This window comes from Terriglobales bacterium, from assembly GCA_035573675.1.
Classification (GTDB): domain Bacteria; phylum Acidobacteriota; class Terriglobia; order Terriglobales; family Acidobacteriaceae; genus DATMAB01.
The window spans coordinates 125,661-148,415 of record DATMAB010000026.1 but is presented as its reverse complement, the minus strand read 5'-3'; the positions used below and the strand labels follow the sequence as shown (position 1 = coordinate 148,415).

General features: G+C 64.3%; 19 protein-coding genes. 7 read left to right on the top strand and 12 right to left on the bottom strand.

Translation table 11 applies throughout. The annotated features are described in order from the left end of the window. Positions 1 to 30 precede the first annotated feature (30 nt). The 10 genes from VNK82_12085 to VNK82_12040 all read right to left on the bottom strand — a co-directional run bounded on the left by VNK82_12085 (position 31) and on the right by VNK82_12040 (position 6,271). Positions 31 to 891: a universal stress protein gene (locus VNK82_12085; protein HXE91688.1), complete on the bottom strand. Its 861-nt coding sequence runs from the start codon at positions 889 to 891 to the stop codon at positions 31 to 33. A gap of 93 nt (positions 892 to 984) precedes the next feature. Beyond that, positions 985 to 1,386, bottom strand: coding sequence for a ribonuclease HI family protein (locus VNK82_12080; GenBank protein ID HXE91687.1), 402 nt, complete (start codon positions 1,384 to 1,386; stop codon positions 985 to 987). 528 nt (positions 1,387 to 1,914) lie between these two features. Next, complete coding sequence (locus VNK82_12075; GenBank protein ID HXE91686.1) at positions 1,915 to 2,562, bottom strand: hypothetical protein; 648 nt, start codon at positions 2,560 to 2,562, stop codon at positions 1,915 to 1,917. Continuing rightward, positions 2,562 to 2,747, bottom strand: coding sequence for a hypothetical protein (locus VNK82_12070; protein ID HXE91685.1), 186 nt, complete (start codon positions 2,745 to 2,747; stop codon positions 2,562 to 2,564). Before VNK82_12070 ends, VNK82_12075 begins: the two co-directional genes overlap by 1 nt. A gap of 9 nt (positions 2,748 to 2,756) precedes the next feature. After that, a complete protein-coding gene (locus VNK82_12065) occupies positions 2,757 to 2,918 on the bottom strand; it encodes a hypothetical protein (GenBank protein ID HXE91684.1) in 162 nt (53 codons plus the stop codon). A gap of 26 nt (positions 2,919 to 2,944) precedes the next feature. Further along, positions 2,945 to 3,637 (bottom strand): dienelactone hydrolase family protein, encoded by a 693-nt coding sequence (locus VNK82_12060; GenBank protein ID HXE91683.1) that lies wholly within the window; start codon positions 3,635 to 3,637, stop codon positions 2,945 to 2,947. Between the two features lie 52 nt (positions 3,638 to 3,689). Further along, the gene (locus VNK82_12055; protein ID HXE91682.1) at positions 3,690 to 4,130 is read right to left on the bottom strand and encodes a DUF5335 family protein; all 441 of its coding nucleotides are present in this window, start codon (positions 4,128 to 4,130) and stop codon (positions 3,690 to 3,692) included. An 18-nt stretch (positions 4,131 to 4,148) separates the two neighbouring features. Continuing rightward, positions 4,149 to 5,366, bottom strand: coding sequence for an SRPBCC family protein (locus VNK82_12050; protein HXE91681.1), 1,218 nt, complete (start codon positions 5,364 to 5,366; stop codon positions 4,149 to 4,151). After that, complete coding sequence (locus tag VNK82_12045) at positions 5,363 to 5,587, bottom strand: hypothetical protein (GenBank protein ID HXE91680.1); 225 nt, start codon at positions 5,585 to 5,587, stop codon at positions 5,363 to 5,365. Before VNK82_12045 ends, VNK82_12050 begins: the two co-directional genes overlap by 4 nt. Positions 5,588 to 5,614: 27 nt before the next feature. Next, positions 5,615 to 6,271 carry a phosphoribosyltransferase gene (locus tag VNK82_12040; GenBank protein HXE91679.1) on the bottom strand — a complete coding sequence of 219 codons (657 nt, stop codon included), beginning with the start codon at positions 6,269 to 6,271 and terminating at the stop codon, positions 5,615 to 5,617. 363 nt (positions 6,272 to 6,634) lie between these two features. Here VNK82_12040 and VNK82_12035 point away from each other — a divergent pair, with 363 nt between their 5' ends. From VNK82_12035 to VNK82_12020, 4 genes are all read left to right on the top strand, one after another. After that, positions 6,635 to 7,087 (top strand): hypothetical protein, encoded by a 453-nt coding sequence (locus VNK82_12035; protein HXE91678.1) that lies wholly within the window; start codon positions 6,635 to 6,637, stop codon positions 7,085 to 7,087. 108 nt (positions 7,088 to 7,195) lie between these two features. Then, positions 7,196 to 7,861 carry a sigma-70 family RNA polymerase sigma factor gene (locus tag VNK82_12030; GenBank protein ID HXE91677.1) on the top strand — a complete coding sequence of 222 codons (666 nt, stop codon included), beginning with the start codon at positions 7,196 to 7,198 and terminating at the stop codon, positions 7,859 to 7,861. Next, complete coding sequence (locus VNK82_12025) at positions 7,855 to 8,103, top strand: zf-HC2 domain-containing protein (GenBank protein ID HXE91676.1); 249 nt, start codon at positions 7,855 to 7,857, stop codon at positions 8,101 to 8,103. The genes VNK82_12030 and VNK82_12025 overlap by 7 nt, the downstream gene beginning before the upstream one ends. A 160-nt stretch (positions 8,104 to 8,263) precedes the next feature. After that, on the top strand, positions 8,264 to 10,702 hold the full coding sequence (locus VNK82_12020) for a glycoside hydrolase family 31 protein (protein ID HXE91675.1): 2,439 nt from the start codon (positions 8,264 to 8,266) through the stop codon (positions 10,700 to 10,702). Positions 10,703 to 10,712: 10 nt separating this feature from the next. On the opposite strand, the gene VNK82_12015 is transcribed toward VNK82_12020, so the two are convergent. Continuing rightward, positions 10,713 to 13,187, bottom strand: coding sequence for a hypothetical protein (locus tag VNK82_12015; protein ID HXE91674.1), 2,475 nt, complete (start codon positions 13,185 to 13,187; stop codon positions 10,713 to 10,715). Positions 13,188 to 13,464: 277 nt separating this feature from the next. On the opposite strand from VNK82_12015, the gene VNK82_12010 reads away from it, so the two are divergent. Beyond that, positions 13,465 to 15,279: a CRTAC1 family protein gene (locus tag VNK82_12010; protein HXE91673.1), complete on the top strand. Its 1,815-nt coding sequence runs from the start codon at positions 13,465 to 13,467 to the stop codon at positions 15,277 to 15,279. On the opposite strand, the gene VNK82_12005 is transcribed toward VNK82_12010, so the two are convergent. Beyond that, a complete protein-coding gene (locus tag VNK82_12005; GenBank protein HXE91672.1) occupies positions 15,276 to 16,994 on the bottom strand; it encodes a CRTAC1 family protein in 1,719 nt (572 codons plus the stop codon). The genes VNK82_12010 and VNK82_12005 overlap by 4 nt on opposite strands. A gap of 116 nt (positions 16,995 to 17,110) precedes the next feature. Here VNK82_12005 and VNK82_12000 point away from each other — a divergent pair, with 116 nt between their 5' ends. After that, positions 17,111 to 18,937 (top strand): tetratricopeptide repeat protein, encoded by a 1,827-nt coding sequence (locus VNK82_12000; protein ID HXE91671.1) that lies wholly within the window; start codon positions 17,111 to 17,113, stop codon positions 18,935 to 18,937. 168 nt (positions 18,938 to 19,105) lie between these two features. Beyond that, positions 19,106 to 22,663: a TonB-dependent receptor gene (locus tag VNK82_11995; GenBank protein ID HXE91670.1), complete on the top strand. Its 3,558-nt coding sequence runs from the start codon at positions 19,106 to 19,108 to the stop codon at positions 22,661 to 22,663. Positions 22,664 to 22,755: the final 92 nt, after the last annotated feature.

Genomic DNA, 22,755 nt, shown 5'->3' with positions numbered 1-22,755 from the left:
CGGCGGAGTCTTTCGGGAGATTTCGCCGGGCTAGGAAGGCACGATGAGCACGGGGCACTCCGCCCTGGCCACCACCCGGTACGCCACCCCGCCCAGCAGATGGGTGGCGTAGCGGCCGGCCCGGCGCGCCCCGAGGACGACCAGATCGGCCTGGCTGGCTTCGCGCATGCGGAAGATCTCCTCCGACGGCTCCCCGAAGGCCAGCCGGCACTCCAGATAGGTCTTGCCCGGGATCACGCCGGGAAGCTGGCGGCGCATCTCCTCCACGAAGATGTGCGCCAGCTTTTCCGCCTCCGGGTTGGACGCCAGCAATCCCGGCAACACGTGCAGCATGGTGATGCGCGCGTCATACGCCCGCGCCAGCGCGTGGGCGTAGCGCGCAGCGTGGCTCGACTCCGGAGAAAAATCCGTGGCGCAGAGGATGTGCTGCACGTCAGGCAGGTGCGCGCGAGTGATGGCTTTCGGCCCCACCGTGAGCGCCGGGCAAGGCGCGCAGCGGAAGATTTCTTCGGCGGTGGAACCCAGCACCAAACGTTTCCAGCCGGTGCGACCATGCGTGCCGGTGACAATGAGGTCCACCTGATGCTGCCGGACCAGCTCGCACAAACGCACGTGAATGGAGCCGCAGGCCAGGAGGGTTTGCGTAGGCACGTTGGCTCCCTGGGCTTCCTTTTCGATTTCCTCCATCAGGAGCTGGGCGGCGCGGCGAGCCTCTTCACCGTCCCGCAAGGTCTCTTCTTCAGGAACGATTACGTGCGCCAAGAACAGCTTGGCGTCGTAACGGCGCGCCAGCGCGAGGGCGTAGGGCAGGGCCGCCCGCGACTCGCCGGAGAAATCCGTCGCGAACAGGATGTTTCGGAAGGGAGGAACCGGCTCGGCATCGCCCGTCATGGTGTCCCCGCTGGAGCCAGTAGAACCCCCGGAAGGGAATTCGGGCTGTGACCTTAATCACACCACGGGGGCAACCCAGGGATGGAGTCTCGCTTACTGCAGCCTTGCACGAACGGCAGAGAGCGCCAGATGATTGGCCTCGGTATTGTGCTCGCGGCGCACGTGCGCGATGGAGAAATCCAGGAAGCGCGCTAGCTTGCGGCACGTCCAGTTCAGGGAATAGAGGCGCGAACTCAGGCAGGCGTATTCCCCGCGCATCTGCCGCACGACGACCTCCGAGTCGGAGTACACGTGAAGGGTGCGGGCCTTGAGCGCGACGGCGAGTTGCAGAGCTTCCAGCAGCGCCATATATTCGGCGACGTTGTTGTCCTGGCGGCCGATCCAGCGCGCGATGCGGATGGTGCCTTCGCCGGAACCCTCAAGCACCACGCCGATACCCGAGGGTCCGGGATTTCCGTGCGAGCCGCCATCCACGTAGGCTACGAGATCGGACATGTGCGCTGCGTTCAAAACAAAATGCGGCAGAAATGTAGTAAACGTCAAGAGCTTTGTTGGGTTCGTCTGTGGAAAGTGCCGGGTTCGCGGGGAAAATTGGCGAGGAAAAAGGTCCTCGGGAGCAAGGTCTGAGTTTTCCACAGTTGCACCAAAAACGGGCGTTGACAAAGATAGACCTGAAATTTAACTTGTGCCCCGTCGACGGCTGAAAGGGTTGGCTTCTGAAAACAGTCGCCAGTCCGAAGTAAGCTGGGTGATCAGCCGGGCGGGGCAACCCGCCGGGCAACCGGACCCGAAAAAACCGACAGCGCCTGCGAGGGCGCGTTGGGGTCTGGGACCGCGAAAGCGGTGGTCGCATCGAGGGCCGTGGTGGTGCATGCGTCCACGCTGTTGGCTCCCTCGCAGGAGCTGGCGGCTAGAGCATAACCAATGCCGCGGCCCTTATTATTTTCCCTCCTCGGACATTCGTTTCCGCCACCCGAGACTTGGCTCCCGCCCATAGGCGTGCGCTCTAGGCTCAAACCTGCATCAGCGTGCCCGCGCGACGGAGTTCGGTTCCTCGATCTTCCCACATCCCTGCGGGCGCGGTCCGCTCTGCGCGGGAAACGTGTGCGGCTCACGAGAAGCACGCACGCGACGGGGCTGTGCCCGCTCCGCCACCCAGCGCTCCATGGCGCGGTTCATCAGCAACAGCATGATCAAAGAGAGGGAAATCGCGCTCAGGTGGAATAAGTGGAGGCTGGCAAACAGATGGGCCAGGGGCGGCCAGGGCTGGTGGGCCATGTTCACGTTCAGTTCGGGCCGGGCGAAGCGCTCGCTCACGGCGATGGCTGCCGGATGGATGATCCACGCCCAAGACCAGGCATGGCGCGGCCACGTCCGAATCCCGCGCAAGTACACGAGGGCGGCCACCGCCGGCGCCGAATGCACCAGGACGGAAGTGGGATAGACCTCGCCGGTAAACAAGATGCCGAGCAGCCAGGCCGGGATGCCGAGCGCAAGATGGAACAACAAGCCTGCTGCGGCGGCGGTTCGCGAATCCGCCAGCAGCCCCATGGCAATCAACGCCGAGGCCCAGTGACACGCCCACAACATCTCAGAGATGTTGCCAGCGCCCTTAGTCCAGGCATCCAGCGCCAGGGCTGCGAGCACAGCCAGCCCGAGCCACGCTCTCATCACGATTTCTTCTCCGGCTCCCTCTCCGTAGGATGCGCCGACTCCTCGGCTACGTTGAGAAGCGCCAGTTCAGTCCAGATGGCTTCCAGCAGTTCGATCTGTTTCTTCTGGCGGCGGTGATCCGCAAGCCACAGAATCAGCTCCAAGCCGCCCAATGCCGCGATGATGACCAGTGCCTCCAGCATAAGGAATGCTCATCCTCGGAAGCCGGCTCGCTTCTCCACGGCCGAAACGCTGGAACCCCGTTGGTGGACCCTGCGGTTACGCAGCGGCGTGCCGCGGGGCACGAGCCGGGCCGCTGCCTTCACGGCCTGCACGGTCGCCAGAGCCTCTCCGGTTTCCTTGCGTCGCTTCATGGTACCTCCACTAAAGCTGCGCAGACTTACGCGGCCTGGCTGCCGGCCCCTGCCAGGTACTGCAGGAACCAGTCGCGCGCCAGTCCGGCTACGTTATCGAGCGCGCCGGGCTCCTCGAACAGATGCGTGGCTCCCGGAACTACCTTGAGTTCTTTCACGCCCTGAAGCCGTTCCATGGCACCGCGGTTCAGCTCGAGGACCTCGCGATCCGCGCCGCCGACGATCAGCAGGGTGGGAGTGCGCACACGGCCCAGCGCGTCTCCGGCCAGGTCCGGACGCCCTCCGCGCGACACGACCGCCTGCACTGCTTCCGGCAACTCCGCCGCCGCGACCAAGGCTGCGGCCGCCCCGGTGCTCGCGCCGAAACAACCCAGTCGCAGCCAGCGCGTCTCGGGGTGCCGCGTGGTCCACTCGATCGCCTGAACCACCCGCTGCGAGAGCAGCGGAATATCGAAGCGCAGTTCCGTGCTGTACTCGTCCACCTCTTCCTCCTCCGGCATCAGCAGGTCGAAGAGCAGCGTGGCCAGCCGGGCACGGTTGAGGATCTCGGCCACGTGGCGGTTGCGCGGGCTGTACCGGCTGCTGCCGCTGCCATGCACGAACAACACGATGCCCGTGGCGTTCGCAGGCAGGTTCAGGTTGCCTTCCAGCAGCGCGCGTCCTGCCGGTACCCGGACCACGCGGGATGCCGTCGGTTTTGATCGGATTACATCGGCCATGACTCTCCTCCCCCTTTTCCTCGGGCGCAGGCGGAGCTGCGTCTGCTTTTTCTCAACGCCCCCAAACCACGAAATCGTCCACCATCTCCAACAGCATCGGCGATCGCAAGCGGAGAAGCGTGGTCGGCCCGCCGTCGCGTTCGATCGCCACAGCCTGGTCGACGCCGGCAGTGGTCTGCTTCAACCACACGTGTGTGGGCCGGTTCACGATGTGCGTCAGCTCGCTGGGCATGGCGCCGAGGAACAGTACGATCGAGTCGTCCCGGCCGTGACCGAGTTCGGCCGTGATGCCACCCAGAGGGCGGTCTCGTACTTCGACCTGGGCTCCAATCTCCGGTCCGAACAACTCCACCGTCACCAGCCAGGACTGATGCTGGCGGCCGAACATGTCGAAGAAAGCGGGCCACTCCCGCCGTGGTACCTCGCGGGTGACAATTTGCTGTCCGTTGCGCTGTCGCCCCGGCTCCGGGGCGGTCTCTCTCGTGACGTCCATGAGTGCTTGCTTCCTTTCCTAGGTGCTGGCCATCAGGTCCATGGGACCGGCGGCCGCCGCCTTCTTGAGTTGCGGCTGCAATTGCTGGCGCGTGACGGTTTCTCCGTGCGCCCGCGTCTTACCGCGTTCGAACAGCGACTTCAGACGTGCCAAGTCATCATCCAGAGCGCTCTTGGGATCGGCGCCGAACAGTTCGGCGATCCAATGGCCCACCAGACCTGCCGGCGGTCGGTAGGACATGCGGATGTGCAGCCGCGTGCTGCCGTCGTAGTTGGGATCCAGCCGCACGACCCCGGCATTCTCCACCAGCGATCCGGCCACGCTGCGGAACTCCAGCAGTTCGTTCGGTACCAGACGGGTGATGGTGCCTTCCCAGCCCACGTGACTGCCGGCCGGTCCGGCGACGCTCCAGTGGTAGAGGTTCTCACCCACCTTCTTTACTTCACGGACGTGGGCAAACACACGCGGGTAGTTCTCCGGGTTCCGCCAGAACTCGAACAGGTCGGCCACCGGCGCGTCGATGCGCAGCGTCTTCTGCAGAGCAATGGGAGCGGCGTAGCGGCCCACGCCCAGCAGCCGGCGCAGGTCGGTGTTGGTCCAGGCGCGTGCCAGCAGGGCCACGCCGGCGGTGGCGCTTGCCAGACTGGTCAGATCCCGGCGTCGCGCGCCCCAGGCAGCCAGCAGGCCCCCCGCCACTCCTGCCAGCAGTCGCGTGGCCGGCGACCAGTTCTCCTGCAGCAGTTCGAAGCGGCGGCCGGTACGCGGCACTCCGCCCTGCAGCGCCGAGATGTGCTCCGCGCCCGGCACCTCGCACAGCCAGTCCGTGGTGGACTTCACCCCTTTGACGCGTCGCACCGCATCGAGCAAAGGATGGATCTCCTCCTGCAGGATGAGGCCCGTCAACACGACGTTGCCGTCGTAGCAGGTCACATCGATTGACCCGGGATGTGAGACGACACGCCCGATCTCGCTGCGTACCCGCTGTTCGAGCACATCGGGCTCCACCGCCTGTTCCGGCTCGAACACCGCGCGCGCGTGCGCCAGCAGTCCCTGGCCGCGATGCGCCAGGTCGCGGGCCGTCTTGCCGGCGGACTGCTCCAGGTCGTGCAAGGCGCCCACGGCACGGTCACGAACGCGCGCCCGGCGTCTTCGGCCGCGGTCCGGGTCGAACAGGTACATGAGGCCCGCACCCAGGCCCAGGCCGCCCAGCAGCAGCGAGGTCCCTCGCGCGTTCATAGCGCCCTCCTCGCTTCCACCGCCAGCCCGCGGGCGCGCTTCACCACGCCCGACGCGGTTTCTGCGGCCTTGGTCTCGATCTCCTCCAAAGTCTCGACCGCCTTCTCACGCAGCACGGCGCGACGATGACGGCCACGCTCGGGATCCAGCAGGAACATCACGCCCGCACCGATCCCGAAACCGAACAGGAACATCAGGCTGTTGCTCTTCCAGAGATTCATGCTCCCTCCTCGCATGCTTCCGCGCGCTCATCCGGCCTTGGCCGCCGGCTGAGCCGCTTGCCGCAGCAATTCGTTCACGTCTTCATCGGTCAGCTGGGAGAAATCCTGGTACCACTCGCCGATGGCCAGAAACTCGCTCGGTTCGAGGACGCACACCAGTTCATCCGCCAGGCTGCCCAGTTCGGCCAGGGCGGACTGCGGCGCCACCGGCACGGCCACCACAATCTCCTTGACTCCCTGTTCGCGCAGCGCCAGGACCGCGGCGCGCATGGTCGATCCGGTGGCGATACCGTCATCCACTAGGATGGCCGTCTTGCCCTTGACGTCAAGCTTGGGCCGACCTTGCCGATAGACCCGCTCGCGCCGTTCCAGTTCGTCCTGTTCGCGCGCGATCACAGACTCAAGGACCTCCGGCGCGATGGCGAGTGCATCCGTCACCAGCGGGTTGAGCACACGCGTGCCGCCGGAAGCGATGGCGCCCATGGCCAATTCCGGTTGAAACGGCACGCCCAGCTTGCGCACGAGGAACACATCCAGAGGCACTTCCAGCGCGGTAGCCACCTCGAAGCCCACGGCGACTCCGCCCCGAGGTAGGGCCAGCACCACCACGTCGGGGCGACGGCGATACTGCGTCAGGAGGGCAGCCAACCGGCGGCCGGCATCGGCGCGGTCATAGAAGGACATGACGGCACCTCCGATTCCCGTCCATCGCTACCGTAGCACCGGAACCGAGGCGGCGGCGTGATGGCAGTCACACGCCCGAGTGACCAGGGTCACGGCATACGGAGGCTTCGCGCGTAACACTGCAAACCGTGGGAAGGGTTGCGACGCCCCCAAGATCTTCTGCACCCTTTGAACAGAGGACGGTGGTAAGGGACGGGCGACTCCTTCCCATACTCCCGTCTGGCGGGCAGTCCGTCTGCCTGACGGAAGCGCCCGTTGGGTCCTGCCTTGCCGCCAACAACTTCAGACCCGTCGGAATCTGTGTGTCTTCGAGCGTCTTGCTGCGTCTAAGTGTTGGGGATGGTTTTTGTCTTTGGGTGTGTCATGACGGAGACCACAGAACTGGCGCAAAGCGTGCCGGGCGCCAACAGCGAGACGGCCGCCCAGCCTCGGCTTTCTTCGCAGGCGACCTGGCCGAGTGTGGGAGCGCTGTCGCTGGCCGCAACCCAGGCAGTGTGCGCCGGCCTTGTTCTCCTGAAGGGCGTTTCACTGTTCACCGCCCTTTTCGGCCTGATGGCAGCGGGCGCCGGCTCCTCGCTTCATCGCGATCTCGTGCGTATTCCTGTGATGACCCTTGCCGGTGCCGTCGCGCTGGCCAATCTCTACACCGCTTGGAACGGCTGGCGCTTGCGCCGCTTGCCCGCCGCCCGCTGGCGCGTCCGGCCGCTGAGCACGGCGGAGCGGCGCCGCCTGGCGCTGGTCCTGACCGCCTCCTTCCTGACCCTGGCGCTGCTGGCTGCGGAAATCTATGGCCACTATGCGTTGCACGCCCGTTGAGAGGTGGCGCGCGATGGCCGTGTCTCCGGCAGGCGTAACCTTTGACGCTGGGGGCGCATCTGTCCCTGCGGGAGGATCCCTGCGTAACCTGACCCTGAGGACGGTCGCGTGAACCAGACGCGGACGGATTGGAGGGACTCGCCGCAAACCGAGGCGCGGCAGAGGGAGAGCCTTCTCATCGAGCGCGTTCTTCGCGGAGAGAAGGACTGCTTCTACGACCTGATCCGACCCTATGAGGGCCACGTCTACGTAGCGGCGTTCTCGATACTTAAAAACCAGGCCGATGCCGAAGATGTGACGCAGGAAACTTTCTTGAAGGCGTTTCGCCACCTCAAGGAGTTTCGTGGCGAATCGCGTTTTCACACCTGGCTGGTACGCATTGCGATCAACGAAGCCCGCATGCGCTACCGCAAGGATCGGCGACACCTGTACGACTCGCTCGATGAGACGGCCGACGACGAACAGGAAGCGCCGCATCAACGCCTGGCGGACTGGCGGGAAGTGCCTTCCCAGGCGTTGGAACGCACTGAGGTGCGCGAGGCCGTCGCCCGTGCCATCGAACAGTTGCCGGAGACATACCGGGAGGTGCTTCTGTTGCGCGACGCACAGCAGCTCTCCATAGCGGAAACCGCCGAGGTCCTGGGCGTGACCCCGGCCACGGTGAAGATCCGCTTGTTCCGGGCCCGCGTGCGGATGCGGAAGCTGCTCGCGCCCGAATTGGCGCGGAGCTTGCGCGGTCGGGAGGAGTTCGAGAAGGGCAGGAAACCATGGTGAACATCAACTGCGACCACGTCCGCCGCGAGGTCTCCAACTACCTCGAGGGCGACCTCGATCCCGCCCTGCGCGCCGAGATCGAGAGGCACCTGGAACAGTGCCGCCACTGTGCCGCCGAATACGACGCCACCCGCAACATCGTCGTCCTGCTCGCTGACGAGCGCGTGTTCACCCTCCCCGCCGGCTTCCGCCAGCGCCTGCACGCCCGGCTGGAACGTGAGTTGAAGTCGCTCGAGAAGTAGCCGGCTGCCCACGCGGCATCCCTTTGGCGCACCGCAGGTCGCGGGCCTTGTTTCCTGGATTTGCCCAGCGTCTTGGCGTGCGCGAATCTAAGTGCCGGCCCTTTGACAGTTGCGGAGCAACTAGCCTAGCCTGCCCAGCAATCATCATTGGAGGGCGACCATGACGAAGCGGGCTGGAACGTTCCTGCTGTTCCTACTATTGCCGGCCTTGCTCGTGCCACCAGCCGTGGCACAAGAGACCGTGCGGGCCAGCCGGGTGACGGGCGTTCGCGTCCTTCCCAACGGAGTCGAAGTGGCTTCAGGGAGAGCGCGATTGCGCGTCGTCGCGGTAGGTGATGCGGCCATCCGCGTGCGCCTGGCTCCCGAAGGCGTGTTCCCCAAGGAGCGCTCGTGGGCCGTGCTGCCCGAAGCGCTGGCGTCGGACGTGCGGGTCAACGTCGCGCAGTCCCGGGATGCGGTTGAGTTCGCGACCAGCCGGGTACGTGTGCGCGTGACCCGGGCGCCGCTGCGCGTCGTGTTCCTTGATCCGGACGGAAAAACGGTCCTGGAAGACTCGCCCTCGCGTCCGATTTCATGGGGCCCCTGGGGCTTCCGGGTGTGGAAGACCATGCCGGAGGACGAACACTACTTCGGGCTGGGCGAGAAGGCGGGCGCCCTGGACCGCCGCAACCAGGCATTCACCATGTGGAACACGGATGCGTTCGGCTGGCAGGAATCGACCGATCCTCTTTACAAGAGCATCCCGTTCTTCCTTGCCATGCGGCAGGGGAAGGCGTACGGCCTGTTCCTGGACAATACCTGGCGCACGAGCTTCGATTTCGGCAAAGAGTCGCGGGACGCATATTCCTTCGGTTCCGACGGCGGCGAGCTGGACTACTTCTTTTTCTATGGCCCGCATCCGAAGCAGGTCGTGCAGGAGTTCGCGGCCCTCACCGGACGCACACCTCTGCCACCGCTGTGGGCGCTCGGTTACCAGCAGTGCCGCTACAGTTACTTCCCGGAGGCGCGGGTGCGGGAAATCGCACGCACCTTCCGGGAGAAGAAGATTCCCGCCGATGTCATCTACCTGGACATCGACTACCAGGACGGCAACCGGCCGTTCACCATCGACCGGCAGAAGTTCCCGAACTTCGAAGGCATGATCAAAGACCTGGGTTCGGAGGGTTTCAAGGTCATCGCCATTACCGACCTGCATCTGAAAAAGGAAGCGGGCTACGCGCCCTACGAGCAGGGCCACGCCGGCGACCACTTCGTCAAGAATCCAGACGGCTCGGAATACGTGGGCGTGGTGTGGCCGGGAGAAAGCGTGTTTCCGGACTTCACGCTCTCCCGCAGCCGCGAGTGGTGGGGGACGCTGTACAAGGATTTCGTGGGCATGGGCATTCGAGGCTTCTGGAATGACATGAATGAACCCGCCATCTTCCAGCGTGAAGACAAGACCATGCCGCTCGCCACCCGGCATCGCATGGACGACGGAAGCGTGCTCGACCATCGCGCCGTCCACAACGTCTTCGGGATGCTGAACGCGCGCGCCACCTATGAGGGCCTGCGGCGGCTGCGACCGGAGGAGCGCCCGTTTGTGCTCACCCGCGCGGCCTACGCCGGGGCCTGGCGCTATACGGCGACCTGGACCGGTGATAACAGCAGCTCCTGGAACCACTTCCGACTCACGGTCCCCACGCTGCTGGGCCTCGGCATCTCCGGCTATGCGCTGGTGGGCAACGACGTGGGAGGGTTCTGGGGCGATCCCTCGCCCGACCTGCTGACTCGCTGGACGCAATTGGGTGTGTTCACTCCCCTCTTTCGCAATCACACCACGAAGGGAACGCGGGACCAGGAACCCTGGGTGCATGGATCCAGGCACGAGGCCATCCGGCGGCGTTACATCGAGCTCCGCTACCGCCTGCTGCCGTACGTCTATACGGTGACCGAGGAAGCGGCTCGCACAGGTGTGCCGATCATGCGGCCCATGTTCCTCGAGTACCCCGACGAAGCGGATTTCTACAAGAAGGACTATTACCAGTTCCTGTTCGGACGCGACCTGCTGGTGGCGCCTCCGGCCTACGAATTCTTGAGCACCTATGACGTGCAGCTTCCCAAGGGCGACTGGTTCGACTACTGGACCGGACAACGCGTAGCAGGGGGAAAAGTTATCCAGGTAACTCCCCCGCTGGACACTCTGCCGGTGTACGTCCGTGCCGGCGCCATCCTGCCGCAGCAGCCCGTCGTGCAGCACTCGGACGAGATCCCCGACGGTCCGCTGGAGGTGCGCGTCTATCCGGGTCCGGACTGCCGTGGCTCGCTGTATGTGGACGACGGAAAGACTTTTGCCTACACCCATGGTGAGTATTACCGGGTTGAACACACCTGCGCTGTCTCTCCCGATTCCCTGCGCGTGAGCCTGGGCGCGCCGGAGGGCACCTTTGCGCCCTGGTGGAAGAACGTGCAGGTCGAAGTGTTCGGAGTGGAGCGCCGTCCTCGCGGTGTGATGCTGGGCGAAACTCCGTTGCACGATTGGAGTTACGATCCCGCGCAGCGGAAGCTGGTATTGTTTGTCCCTGAGATCGGCCGGGCCCAGGAACTTCGAGTGAGCTACTAGAGCGCGCGATCTAAGGCGGGGCAAACGTGATGCTGACGTGCTGCGGCTGGTAGGTCGTCGTATCTCCGGCCGGAAAGGTGACCCGCAGCAGATACCGGCCCGGCTGATCTTCGACCACTACCGCGCCCTCGACACGAGTGATCGCTGCTCCTCCCCGCGTGGGGAAATCATGAACGCTTCCCGCCGGCCCCGTGAAGTCCAGCGCCAGGCTGCGGCCGGAGGCATCCCAGGTTTCTGAAACCAGTCTCGGGTTTCGGCTGGCGCTGCCGAGGGACGGCGGAGTGAACGGCGCCTCCACCTCGAATTCGCTTCGATAGCGTATGCGCAGGGTGTTGTGCCCGCCGTATACGGGAAATCGCACCACGACGTGCTGATCTCTGGCGCCGGTTTCGCGCTGGAAGGACAACGGTCGGTCATTCAGCTCCACTGCGACAATCGCGGCGCGCGGGCTGAACGCAGGCGCAAACTCAAGTTCAAGCGGGCTGGTCCCGGTGCGTGACAGGTCGAGGGTAATGGTGTCTTCGGACCTCTGGTAGCGGAAGTCGAGACGGGCCTCGCCCACTTTTATGTTCCGCACCTCGAACCCCTCCCAAGTGGCCGGAACGTGCGGGGCAAATCGCAGGCGGCTGTTGAGCGCATCCGCCTCCAGTCCCAGCAGCCCGCGCAGCAAAGGGTTGAGAATCATGGCTGCCGACCAGATCTGCTGCGGGGTGCTGGTGGAGAGTGGTTCGTAGAAGGAGCCGGAAAGCACCTCGGTCGCATGACCGGCGGCTCCGTCCAGCGCCAGCAGTGCATTGGCAGCCAGGTTGGCCAGCGCGGGATGGCTGCGGTGATAACGGTACTCGCCGACCGACGCCCAACCCGTGAACAGCGGCCACACGCTGCCGAAGTGGTAGCCCGCCGGGCTGTAGAAAGACTGGCGGTCCGAAAGGATGCGCATCCCCCAGTCGGTTGCGTGGTCGGGTTGCGCGAGCTGGCTGATCATAGCGTCAGCCTTCTCCGCATCCAGCAGATCCCACCACATGGGGACGGTGGCCAGAACGCTGGCAACGTCCACCGGGCGATCCCGCAGGTCGAGGGCGAACGCGTACCGCTGCTTCTCAGGCATCCAGAAGGCGCGGTTCAGCTGCGTCCGGCTGGTTGCGAAGGCGCCCTCCATCTCGGCGGCAACCTCAGGCTTTCCGACCCGCCGAGCCAGGCGCGCCAGCGCACGCAGCGCCTGTACGCCCAGTCCGCTCTGGTAGAGCTCGGTCTTCACCGGCAAGAGCGGACCGCCCTCGACCCAGCCGTGCCCCACGCCGTCGTTCTTCGCCAGCCCACGCGCGTCCCACGTGGAGCGCAGGAACTGGTACGCCTTCCAGATGGCGGCCCATTGATCCTGGGCGAAGCCCGTGTCCCCGCTACGCGTCACATAGTCGTCCGCGGCGATGAGGAACAGCGGCGTCGCATCGGCGGAAGCGTAGCCGTACGGATAGTCCTCGAACCAGGGGACAACACTGGCGCTCTGCGCGATCTCGTGCGGCATCTTGCCGTCCGCGCGCTGGTAGCGGATGAGGAATTCGAGCGCCGTGCGCGCGGTCCGGAAGTCTCCCGCAGAGTTGAGGCCGAGTACCGTCCACAGTGCATCGCGTCCGAAAAACCAGGCGAAACCGGGTCGAGCCTCGCTTCCGGAATGGCCGTAGCCGGCGATCAGTCCGGTTCCCAGGTACGGATTCTTCACCAGCCCCTGGATGGTGCTGATGCGCGCCCAGTCATAGGCCTGCTCCAGTCGCGAATCGGGCAGACGGACCACGACGGTCTGTTCCAGGTACTGGGCGTAAAAGCGGGCGGCCTGCTGGCGCAGCTCCTCGTGCTGCTCCGCCAGCCGGTTGTACGTCTTGGCTGCGGCTTCCGCGCTTTCGGTCGAGGCGGCGATGACGATGACCTGTGTATGTCTTCCGGGCCCGACCCGCGCCAGGCGGAAGAAAGTCCGCTCCGAGGATGTGTAGTTGCTGCGAAAAGCGGGGCGGGCGTCGATGGCGCCCGGCGCGCCCACCAGTCCGAAGAAGCGGCGCTGCTCCTCGCCGAGACTGAACGCGCCCAGCTTGTCGTCCCAATTGGCATACGTGGCCCCCAGCGCCGCCGGCCACATGAGTTGGAAATCGCGCTCGAAGCCGGCTTCCACTTCCAGCGGCTCCAGCGTCTCGATCTCGAGCAGGATTACGGCGCCGGGCTCATCCAGGGGAACGAAGAACGTCTCCTTCACGGAAAACGAGTCGCTGGCGTAAAGGACGGTCGTGGCTTCGGGACGAGTGATGAGCGTGCGGGCCAGGGCGGCTGCCGCAATCTTGCGTTGCCCGGCGTGGAATGCCAACTCAAAGTTCCGCAGCAGTTTCAGCGGGTAGACCCAGGCTTCCACACGGCCGTTCTCATACCCGAGAATGCCGGCTTGCCGGCCGACCGCGCTGAGGAATTCCCATGGCCGCACGGGCCGGGACAGCTCCATGGTGCGCGGCCGATCCTGAACGGCGGGCGAAGCCGGCGCCTCCTGAGAGGAACCTGTTGGCGGGGCGCCGAGCAGGAACACAACGAGCAGGCCACAACCAATCGGGCGCCGCGAGAACAATCGTGATCCGCTGATCATGGTGCGTCCGTCGGGTCGGCGGCTGCGGACGCGCTGACCGCAACGACCAGTTGCAGCCGGCTCGCGCTTCCAATATCAATATAACGAGCGCGAAAGCAGCGCGAATTCTAGCACGACGCTTCCGAGGATCCTCACCCCCTTGCCCTTCAGCCGCCGCAGATTCCTGAGTTCGCTCAGCCGTTCGCTGTTGGTGCTGCCCCTGGAAGGGGTCTTTGCCATGTCCATGTCGCCGGCACAGCAGCGGATGGGGACGAACCCATCGGCGTCCGCCTCGGAAGGCGCACTCGGAGTTTCCTTCCTCAATGTGGCCAAAGAATCGGGGCTGAATGCCAGGACCTTGTTTGGAAGCGAACATAAGAACAAGTACCTGTTGGAAACCACGGGCTGTGGCGTCGCCTTTTACGATTACGACAACGACGGCTGGCTGGACATTTTTCTGGTCAACGGCTGGCGGCTGGAGGGCTTCCCGGCCGGCGAGCAGCCCACGTGCCACCTGTTCAAGAACAACCGCGACGGCACTTTCACCGATGTGACGCTGAAGGCAGGTTTGGCGCATTCGGGATGGGGACAGGGTGTGTGTGTCGGCGACTACGACAATGACGGATACGAGGATCTTTTCGTCGCCTACTACGGGCAGAACGTCCTCTTCCACAACAACGGCGACGGCACCTTCACCGACGTGACCGCCAAAGCCGGGGTTGGCGGCCAGGGAACCCGATGGAACACCGGATGCGCTTTTGTGGACTATGACCGCGACGGCTGGCTCGACCTGTTCGTTGCCAACTACATTGAGTTGGACCTGGCGACGGCGCCGGTGCCTGAGTCCGGTCCTTGCCTTTACAAGGGTGTGATGGTGGCCTGCGGCCCTCCCGGCTTGCCGGGCGGCAAAAACATCCTCTACCGCAACAACGGCGACGGGACGTTTACGGATGTCTCCGAAAAAGCCGGCATCACGGAGGCCCTGGGAACCTACGGCCTGGGGGTGCTCACCTTGGACTTTAACGATGACGGCTGGCCTGACATCTATGTGGCCAACGACTCGACGGCCAGCGCGCTCTACATCAACCAGAAGAATGGCAAGTTCACGGACACAGCCATTGCCGCGGGCTGCGCCTACAGCGTGGACGGCAAGCCGCAGGCCGGCATGGGGGTTTCCGCCGGCGATTATGACCGGGACGGGCGTCTCGACATCGTCAAGACCAACTTCGCAGGCGACACACCCTCGCTGTATCGCAATCGCGGCAACGCGACCTGCGAGGACACAACCTATGCTTCGGGTCTGGGAGCCAACACGCGCTATCTGGGCTGGGGCTGCGGCTTCTTCGACATGGATAACGACGGCTGGGTCGACCTCCTGCTCATCAACGGCCATGTCTATCCGGAGGTCGAACAGCTCAGGACGGAAGCGGGATATGCGCAGCGCAAGCTGCTCTACCGCAATCTGCGCAACGGTCGCTTCGAGGACGTTTCCATGAAGGCCGGACCGGGCATCAGTACACCCATCGCGGGCCGCGGCTGCGCCTTCGGCGACTTCGACAACGATGGCGACCTGGATGTGATCATCAATCCCGTCAACGATTATCCCGAGCTCCTGCGGTGCGACCTTACGCTCGCCCACAACTGGATCAAGGTGCGGACCATCGGCACCAAATCCAATCGCAGTGGTATTGGCGCGCGCTTGCGGTGCGTCACGAAAATGCCGGGAGGAGGGGTGCACAGCCAGGTGGACGAGGTGCGCAGTGGCGGAAGCTACTTTTCGCAGAACGATCTGCGGGTGCACTTCGGCCTGGGCCCCGCGCCGAAGGTGGACCTGCTCGAAATCACCTGGCCCAGCGGCAGGGTGGAGACGCTCAAGGACCTCGCCGTCAACCAGCTTGTCTACGTGAAGGAAGGCGAAGGCGTCATTCGTACGATGAAGTTCCCCCCTCCGAAGAACGCGGAGCCGCCGCGCTAAGGTTTTTGGCGCGGAACCGTGGGCGCCGGTGGTTTCGTTTCAGCCGAGTCAACAGGTTTGCCGGTCGCTTCTTTCAGAATGTGGACCGTGTCCACAGCCAGGCCCTCGAATCGCTCGCGCAGACCGCTGGGCCAGCGAACTTCCAGCCAATCCACGCGTGTGGCCGGGCCCAAGCCGAAGTGCACCCGCTGGTCGTTGCTGGAGTTGTAGCTGGACCCGCTGCGCACCTCGTCCACCAACTGCCGCGTGCCCGCCTTGAGCGTCAGCCGGGCGCCGATTCCATCCCGGTTCGATTGGCTCCCCACCAGCTTGAACGCAACCCAGTGATTGCTTGACCGGGCCTCATTCACCAGCAGGCTGGGCTTGCCGTGCATGTTGCTGATGACGGCGGACATCCGGCCGTCGTTCCACAGGTCTCCCATGGCCAGGCCGCGCGCGGAACTGGGCGTGTTGATTCCCGGTCCCGCATGGCGCGAAATATCGCGAAACGTTCCGTTTCCCTGGTTGTGATAAAGCAGCTTGGGCTCCGCGTAGGAACTGCCCAGGTTGTACGTATCCACCTCCGGATAAACGTGCCCATTCACCAGCAGCAGGTCGGGCCAGCTGTCGTTGTCAAAATCGAAGAACATGGTGCCCCAGCCCAGGTATTGCGTGTTCAGGCCCAGACCTGCGGCGTAGGTGACGTCGTTGAAGGTGCCGTTCCCGTTGTTGCGATACAGGGTCGAGGTATCGTCGGAGAAGTTGGTCTTGAACAGGTCGAGGTGACCGTCTCCGTTGTAATCGGCTACCGTCGAGCCCATGCCCGCCTGCGCGTGCCCGTCTTCGTTGTATGCGGCCCCGGCGATGACCGCCACGTCGGTGAAGGTGCCATCGCCCTGGTTGCGGTAGAGAATGCTGGGCGTGCTGTCGCAGGCGATATAAATGTCCGTCCAGCCGTCGTCGTCATAGTCGAGTGTCGAGACACTGAAACAGTAATGGCCCGGTGTCTTGTTGATGCCGCTGCGGGCGGTCACGTCCTCGAACGTTCCGTCGCCGCGATTGCGATAGAGGACGTTGCTGTCCTTCTTCAGGCCCCTCGGTCCGCACATCACTGGAATGCTCTTCCACACGCAGTTGGCGGTCTGGCCGGGGACGGGTGCGGTGGCGAGATCGAAATACACATATCGCGCCACGATCAGGTCCAGGCGGCCGTCCCGGTCGTAGTCGAGGAAGGCACAGCCGGTTCCCCACTGGCTGCTCGTGCCTGCCACACCGGCTTTTTCGCTCACTTCTTCGAAAACGCCTCCACGGTTGTGGTAGAGGCGATTCTGTCCGTAGTACGTGACGTAGAGGTCTTGCCACCCATCGTTGTCGTAGTCGCCCGCGCAGGCTCCCTGGCCCCAGCCGGCAGCTTCCAGGCCGGCCGCATTCGTCACCTCGGCGAACTTCCCGTTACGGAGGTTGCGGTACAGCCGGTTCGAGGGCGCGCTCTGCGGGCCAGTCCCTTCCAGGGTCCGGCCGTTCACGAAGAAGATATCCAGCCAGCCGTCGTTGTCGTAGTCCAGCAGTGCGACACCCGTACCGGTGGTCTCGATGATGTATTTCTTGGTGTCTTTGCCGCCGTAGATGATCTGCATGTCCAGCCCCGCCTGTTGCCCGAAGTCTACGAAGTGTGCGACAGGCTCTTCCTTGGTCGCCGGGCCGGGTTGCCGCTGGCCGGACACCGTGCCCGTCAAAAGCGAGACGATGACCAGAGCAATGCGAAGCGGAGAAGGGACTCGCGTATCCAGGATGGCTGTCTCCGAGTTGACGGCGATGCGATGCAGATTCCCTGCAAGAACAGAATTGTGACATGCTTTCTGCAGAGGCGACCAACAAAGCTGTTATGGGGTTTCGGACCATCTGGATGGTGTCGCGTGCTTGCGGCCCGCGGCGAGCTGTTTGCCTGCTCGCGCTGATTCTCGCGGCTACGTGTTTTCCGGCCCACACTTCCGACGCCCGCCCGCATCCGCGGTTGGCCGCCGCCTACAAGAGGGCCCAGGCAGCGATCGAACAGCGCGACTTCGACGCAGCCGCCCGAGCCTTTCAGGATGCCGTACGGCTGGACCCGCGTAGTCCGGAGGCCCATAACGGATTAGGCTGGGCGCTGCTGGTTCAGGGCCTTTACGAACAAGCGGTCCCGCACCTGCGGCGGGCGGTGAGCTTGCGGCCCGATTTTGCCGCGGCCCGGCGCAACCTGGGCGAAGCGCTCTCCGGATCAGGACAGCAGGACGAGGCTCTCACGCAACTGCGGCACGCCGTCGAACTGGATTCCTCCGATCCCGAGTCGCACCGGGCTCTGGCGCGCTTGTTGGTCAGCCAGGGAAAACTCCCGGAGGGCATTGCCGAACTTGGGCGCGCGGTTGAGCTGGCGCCGGGCCGTGCCGACCTGCACGACGATTACGGTTCCGCCCTCGCCCAGGACCAGCGCATGCAGCAGGCCACCGAGCAATTCGCGGAAGCCGTTCGCCTGGATCCCCGTTTCGCCCAGGCGCACTTCCATCTCGGCGTCGCCCGCTGGCGTCTGGGAGACATCGACTCCGCCCTGACGTCGTTTCAGAGCGCCACAGAGCTGAATCCCCAACATGCGGAGCCTCGCTATTACCTTGCTCTGGTCCTGGAACGCAAAGGGCAGCGGGAACGGGCGATTGAGGAGCTTCGCCGGGCGGTTGAGCTCAAGCCCGACTATGCCCTGGCTCACAACCGGCTGGGGTTGCTCCTGCAACGCACGGGCGAGCCGGAGGAGGCGATCACCGCCTTCCGGCGCGCGCGAGAGCTCGACCCGGCCAATCCCGAGATCCCCAACAACCTGGGTTTGGCGCTTTTGCAGCGCGGGGACGCCAATTCGGCCATCGAGCAATTCCGCATCGCCATGAGCATGAGTCCGGCCGACGCCAGCTTCCGCGGAAATCTGGGCATCGCATACCTTCAGAAAGCCGACTTCGATTCTGCCATTACGGAGCTGCGGGGTGCGCTCCAGCTTGCTCCCCGGATGGCCGCACTGCATTACAACCTGGGCTTGGCGCTGAAACTGAAGGACCAGCTCCCGGAGGCGATCGCGGAATTCCGCACCGCCATCGAACTCGACCCTCAACTCGCGGACGCGCACTACACGCTGGGCGTCACGTACTGGCAGCAGGGCCTTTTCCCTGAGGCGGCCAACGAACTGCGTGCGGCACTTGCCATCACGCCGCAGTATGCCGAGGCTCACTACACGCTGGGTACGGTTTTGAAACAGTTGGGCAACCTGCCGGACGCCGCAGCCTCGCTTCGCGAAGCGCTGCGCCTGCAGCCGGATTTTGCCGGCGCGCACACCACGCTGGCCGCCGTCCTGGAACAACTGGGCGATTCGGAAGGCGCCGCCGCAGAACGTAAGGCGGCCGAACAGATCACGCGCGAGAAGACCGCGCTGCAGGCTGCCACGTTCGCGACCAATTCCGGTCTGCGGATGTTGAACGCCGGCGACCTCGACGGAGCCATCGGGCAGTTTCAGTCCGCCATCAAGGCCGCGCCGGAGTACGCCCCCGCCTACTACCACCTCGGCCAGGCGCTCCAGCGCAAGGGACAGAAGGCCGAGGCCCAGACCGCCTTTCAGCGGGCAGCCGAGTTGGACCCGAAGCTGGAAGCGCCCGCACATTGAGTTGTGACGAACGACGCTAACCTCTTGAAAACTCTTGACAACGGAGCGCTGCGCCGATAAGCTTTCGCGCCATCTACAGCGCCCGATCGGGTAGCTGACTGTGAGGGGGAGATGATGCGCGTCGCAAGACTTTCCTCAGGCCTTTTGGGTTTCGCTCTGATTTGCGGTTTGCTGCTGCTCCTGTCGCCCAACCGGACTGCGGCCCAAGCGGTCTTCGGCCAGATTTATGGTGTGGCCACCGACCCGGCTGGCGCCGCCGTACCCTCGGTCAAGGTCACGGTGACTTCGGTCAGCAAGGGCACCTCTCGAGAGGTGACCACCAATGAAACCGGCAACTACACCGTCACGCACCTGATTCCCGACACCTACGACATCCGTGCCGAAATCCAGGGCTTCAAGGTTTTCGAGGCCAAGGGCATCAAGGTGTTTGCCGACCAGGGCGCACAAGTCAACATCAAGCTCGAGATCGGCGCTGCCGTCGAAACGGTGACCGTGACGGCGGAAGACGTCCCGCTGCTGAAGACCGACCGCGCCGATGTGGCCACCACGTTTTCTGAGAAAACCGTGACCGAGCTGCCGGTCTCCCTGGGCCGCAACTTCACCGATCTGCAGCTCCTCACGCCCGGCACGCAACTGTTTACCTGGCAGCACGCCTCCAGCGAGAACCCCCAGTCCAGTAAGCAGATCAACGTGAACGGCCAGCACTTCGCCGGAACCTCGTTCCAACTCGACGGCACCGAGAATCGCGACCCCATCCTGGGCATCATCGTGGTGAATCCGCCCCTGGAGTCGGTGACGGAAACCAAAGTCGCCACCCAGAACTATGACGCCGAGTTCGGTCAGGCCCTGGCAGCGGTCATCACAGCCCAGACTAAGTCGGGCAGCAACGACGTGCACGGCAGCGCCTACTGGTTCCGGCACAGCGACGAGCAGCAGGCCGTGGATGCGACCATCGGCGTCGACCCCGTTACCGGGAGGCAGATCGCCGACGCGCTCCATAACCAGTTCGGCGGCACCTTGGGCGGTCCCATCCTGAAGAACAAGCTGTTCGTCTTCGGCGCCTACGAAGGCACGCGCGATAAAGTAGGACGCGCGGCTCAGTTGACCGTACCCACGGCGCTGGTACGCAGCACCTGTCTTAACCCGGCCAGCCTGATATGCGACCTGAGCGAATACACAGCGCCTATTTTCAATCCTTTCACCGGCGATCCCGGCCCTGACAGCGTGATTGGCACGCCGGATGACCCGGGAACCGGGCGGACCCAGTTTGCGGGCAACATCATTCCCAGCAATCTGCTGTCGCCTCAGGCTGTGGCCTTGCTGTCCCTGTTGCCCCCTCCGAGTGCGCCGGGCACGCTGGGCAACTTCACGGCTACTGGCACGGGCGGATTTGACGCCAACCTGTTTTCCATACGCACCGACTACGCGGCCACCGACCGGCTGCATATCTATGGGCGCTACAGCTTCGCCCAGTACAGCCTCACCGGTCGGGGCGCGTTCGACACCGACTCGGTCGCGGTGGGCGGGCGCGGGCTCGGCCTGAATGGCTTTGCCGGCCAGTCCGCGAGTCGCGATCAAAGCATCGCTGCGGGATTCGATTACAGTTTCAGTCCCAGCCTGCTGATGGACTTTCGCTTCGGCTGGTTCAAGTATCGCGTGAACGTGAATCCCAACGGTTTGGGCACCACGCCGGCGACGGATGCCGGCCTGGTCGGCCTGAACTTCGGCAATGACTTCACCTCGGGCATGCCGGCCTTCTTCATCGGCGACCAGGGACAACTGGGTGGTGACATCGAGTTCGGCTATGCCCTATCCGATCGTCTGACGCGCTGCAACTGCCCGCTCATCCAGAACGAGGATCAGTTCCAGTTCGTCAACAACTGGACCAAGATCCACGGCAACCACGCCATCAAGTGGGGCGCAGATATCCGCTACGCCCGCAACCTGCGGGTGCCCAGCGACCGGCATCGCGCCGGCGAACTGAGCTTCGACCGCCGGTTCACCTCCGATAACGGCACCGACGGCCTGGGCATCGCCACCTTCCTGTTGGGTGGTGTGACGCGCTTCACGCGCTACCCTCCGGACTCACCTACCGACGCGGGTGAGCGCCAGAAGCGCTGGTTCTTTTACGGCCAGGACACCTGGCGCGCCACTCCCAAGCTGACCGTCAACGTCGGACTGCGCTGGGAGATTTACTTCCCGGAGAGCGTCACCGGGCCGGAGAAAGGCGGATTCCTTGACCTGGAGACGGGCCAGATTCGCGTGGCTGGAGTGGGCGGCATCCAAAGCAACATGAACGTGCAGAACAGCCTCAGCAACTTCGCGCCGCGCCTGGGCCTTGCCTACCAGATCACGCCCAAAACCATTCTGCGCATGGGCTATGGCCGCAGCTTTGACATCGGCGTGTTCGGTTCCATCTTCGGGCATGCGGTGACCCAGAACCTCCCGGTTCTGCCCATCCAGGAGAACGACGCCGGGACTGCAAACGCGCAGGAGTTCAACCTCTCCGCTCCCGGTGGTGTTCCTGGAGTCGCCCCACCTGTGATTCCCTCCGATGGACTGATCACGTTGAGTGACCGGATATTCCAGCGGGCGCGGCCCAACCAGATGCGCCTGCCCACAGTGGACGCCTGGAACATCACCATCCAGCGCGAGATCACGCCCACGCTTACCGTGGAGCTTGCCTACGTCGGTAACAAGGGCACGCACGTCTTTGCTGGCGACGGTCCAGCGTTCAATGTTAACCAAGCAACGGTCGAGGGCTTTGCCGCCGGCGTGCCGCGGTCGTTGCGGTTGTTGTTCTTCAATCGCTACCCGTTCCAGTCGGTGAATCCAGCGACAGGGGCGTGCACCGCGGTGGCCGACCCCGGACCCAACGGGGTCATCGATACACCGCCCGGCGGTGACCTGGCTGGAGACGACGTAGGCTTCTGCTGGGGTCAGAGCATCGACTTCTTCGGCAACCTGGCGGATAACAACTACAACGCGCTCCAGATGCGGGTGGAGAAGCGTTTCTCCAAGGGCTACCAGTTCCTGGCCCACTACACCTGGGCGCAGGCCTTCAACGAAGACGGGGATTACTTCCCCATCGATCCGCGGGTGAACTACGGGCCGAACAACTTCAACCGCCGGCACGTGTTCGTGTTCACCAATCTGGTCGAGCTGCCCTTCGGGCGCGGCAAGAAGTTCGGCAACGACGTCAGCCGCGGGCTGGATTATCTGATCGGCGGCTGGCAGATCAGCACCGTCACCAACTGGAGCAGCGGCCTGCCGTTCTCGGTCCGCTACGACGAGTGCGGGTCGGATCGGGATACTGGGCCCTGTCGTCCCGACCTGATCGGTGACGTGGACACCGGGGATGAGAACGGCTGGCTCCCCACCGTGGGCAACCTGACGACCAACGGCGCCAGCATTGGCCCGTGGCAACGGCCCCAGGTGGGCGAGTTCGGCACCAGCGGTCGCAACTCGTTCCGCGGTCCCCAGTTCTTCAACACCGACCTGTCCATATTCAAGAACTTCACCATCACGGAGCGGGTGCGGGCCCAGTTCCGTTTCAACGCCTTCAATGTGTTTAACAGGGTCAACTGGGGCACGCCCGGCGTATTCTGGTCCGAGTTCGGATTCGGCGGAGATACTTGTATCGATTGCGGCGGCCGAGCCATGACCATCGACCACCACGGTGGCCCCATGCGCCAGTTGCAGTTCGGCGCCAAAGTAAGCTTCTAAGTCTCGAACGTAGCAGGAATCTCGGGGGGGAGCCCAAGCGGCTCCCCTTTTTGTCGCTCTCGTGGACCGCATCGCGAACGCTATACTGATGT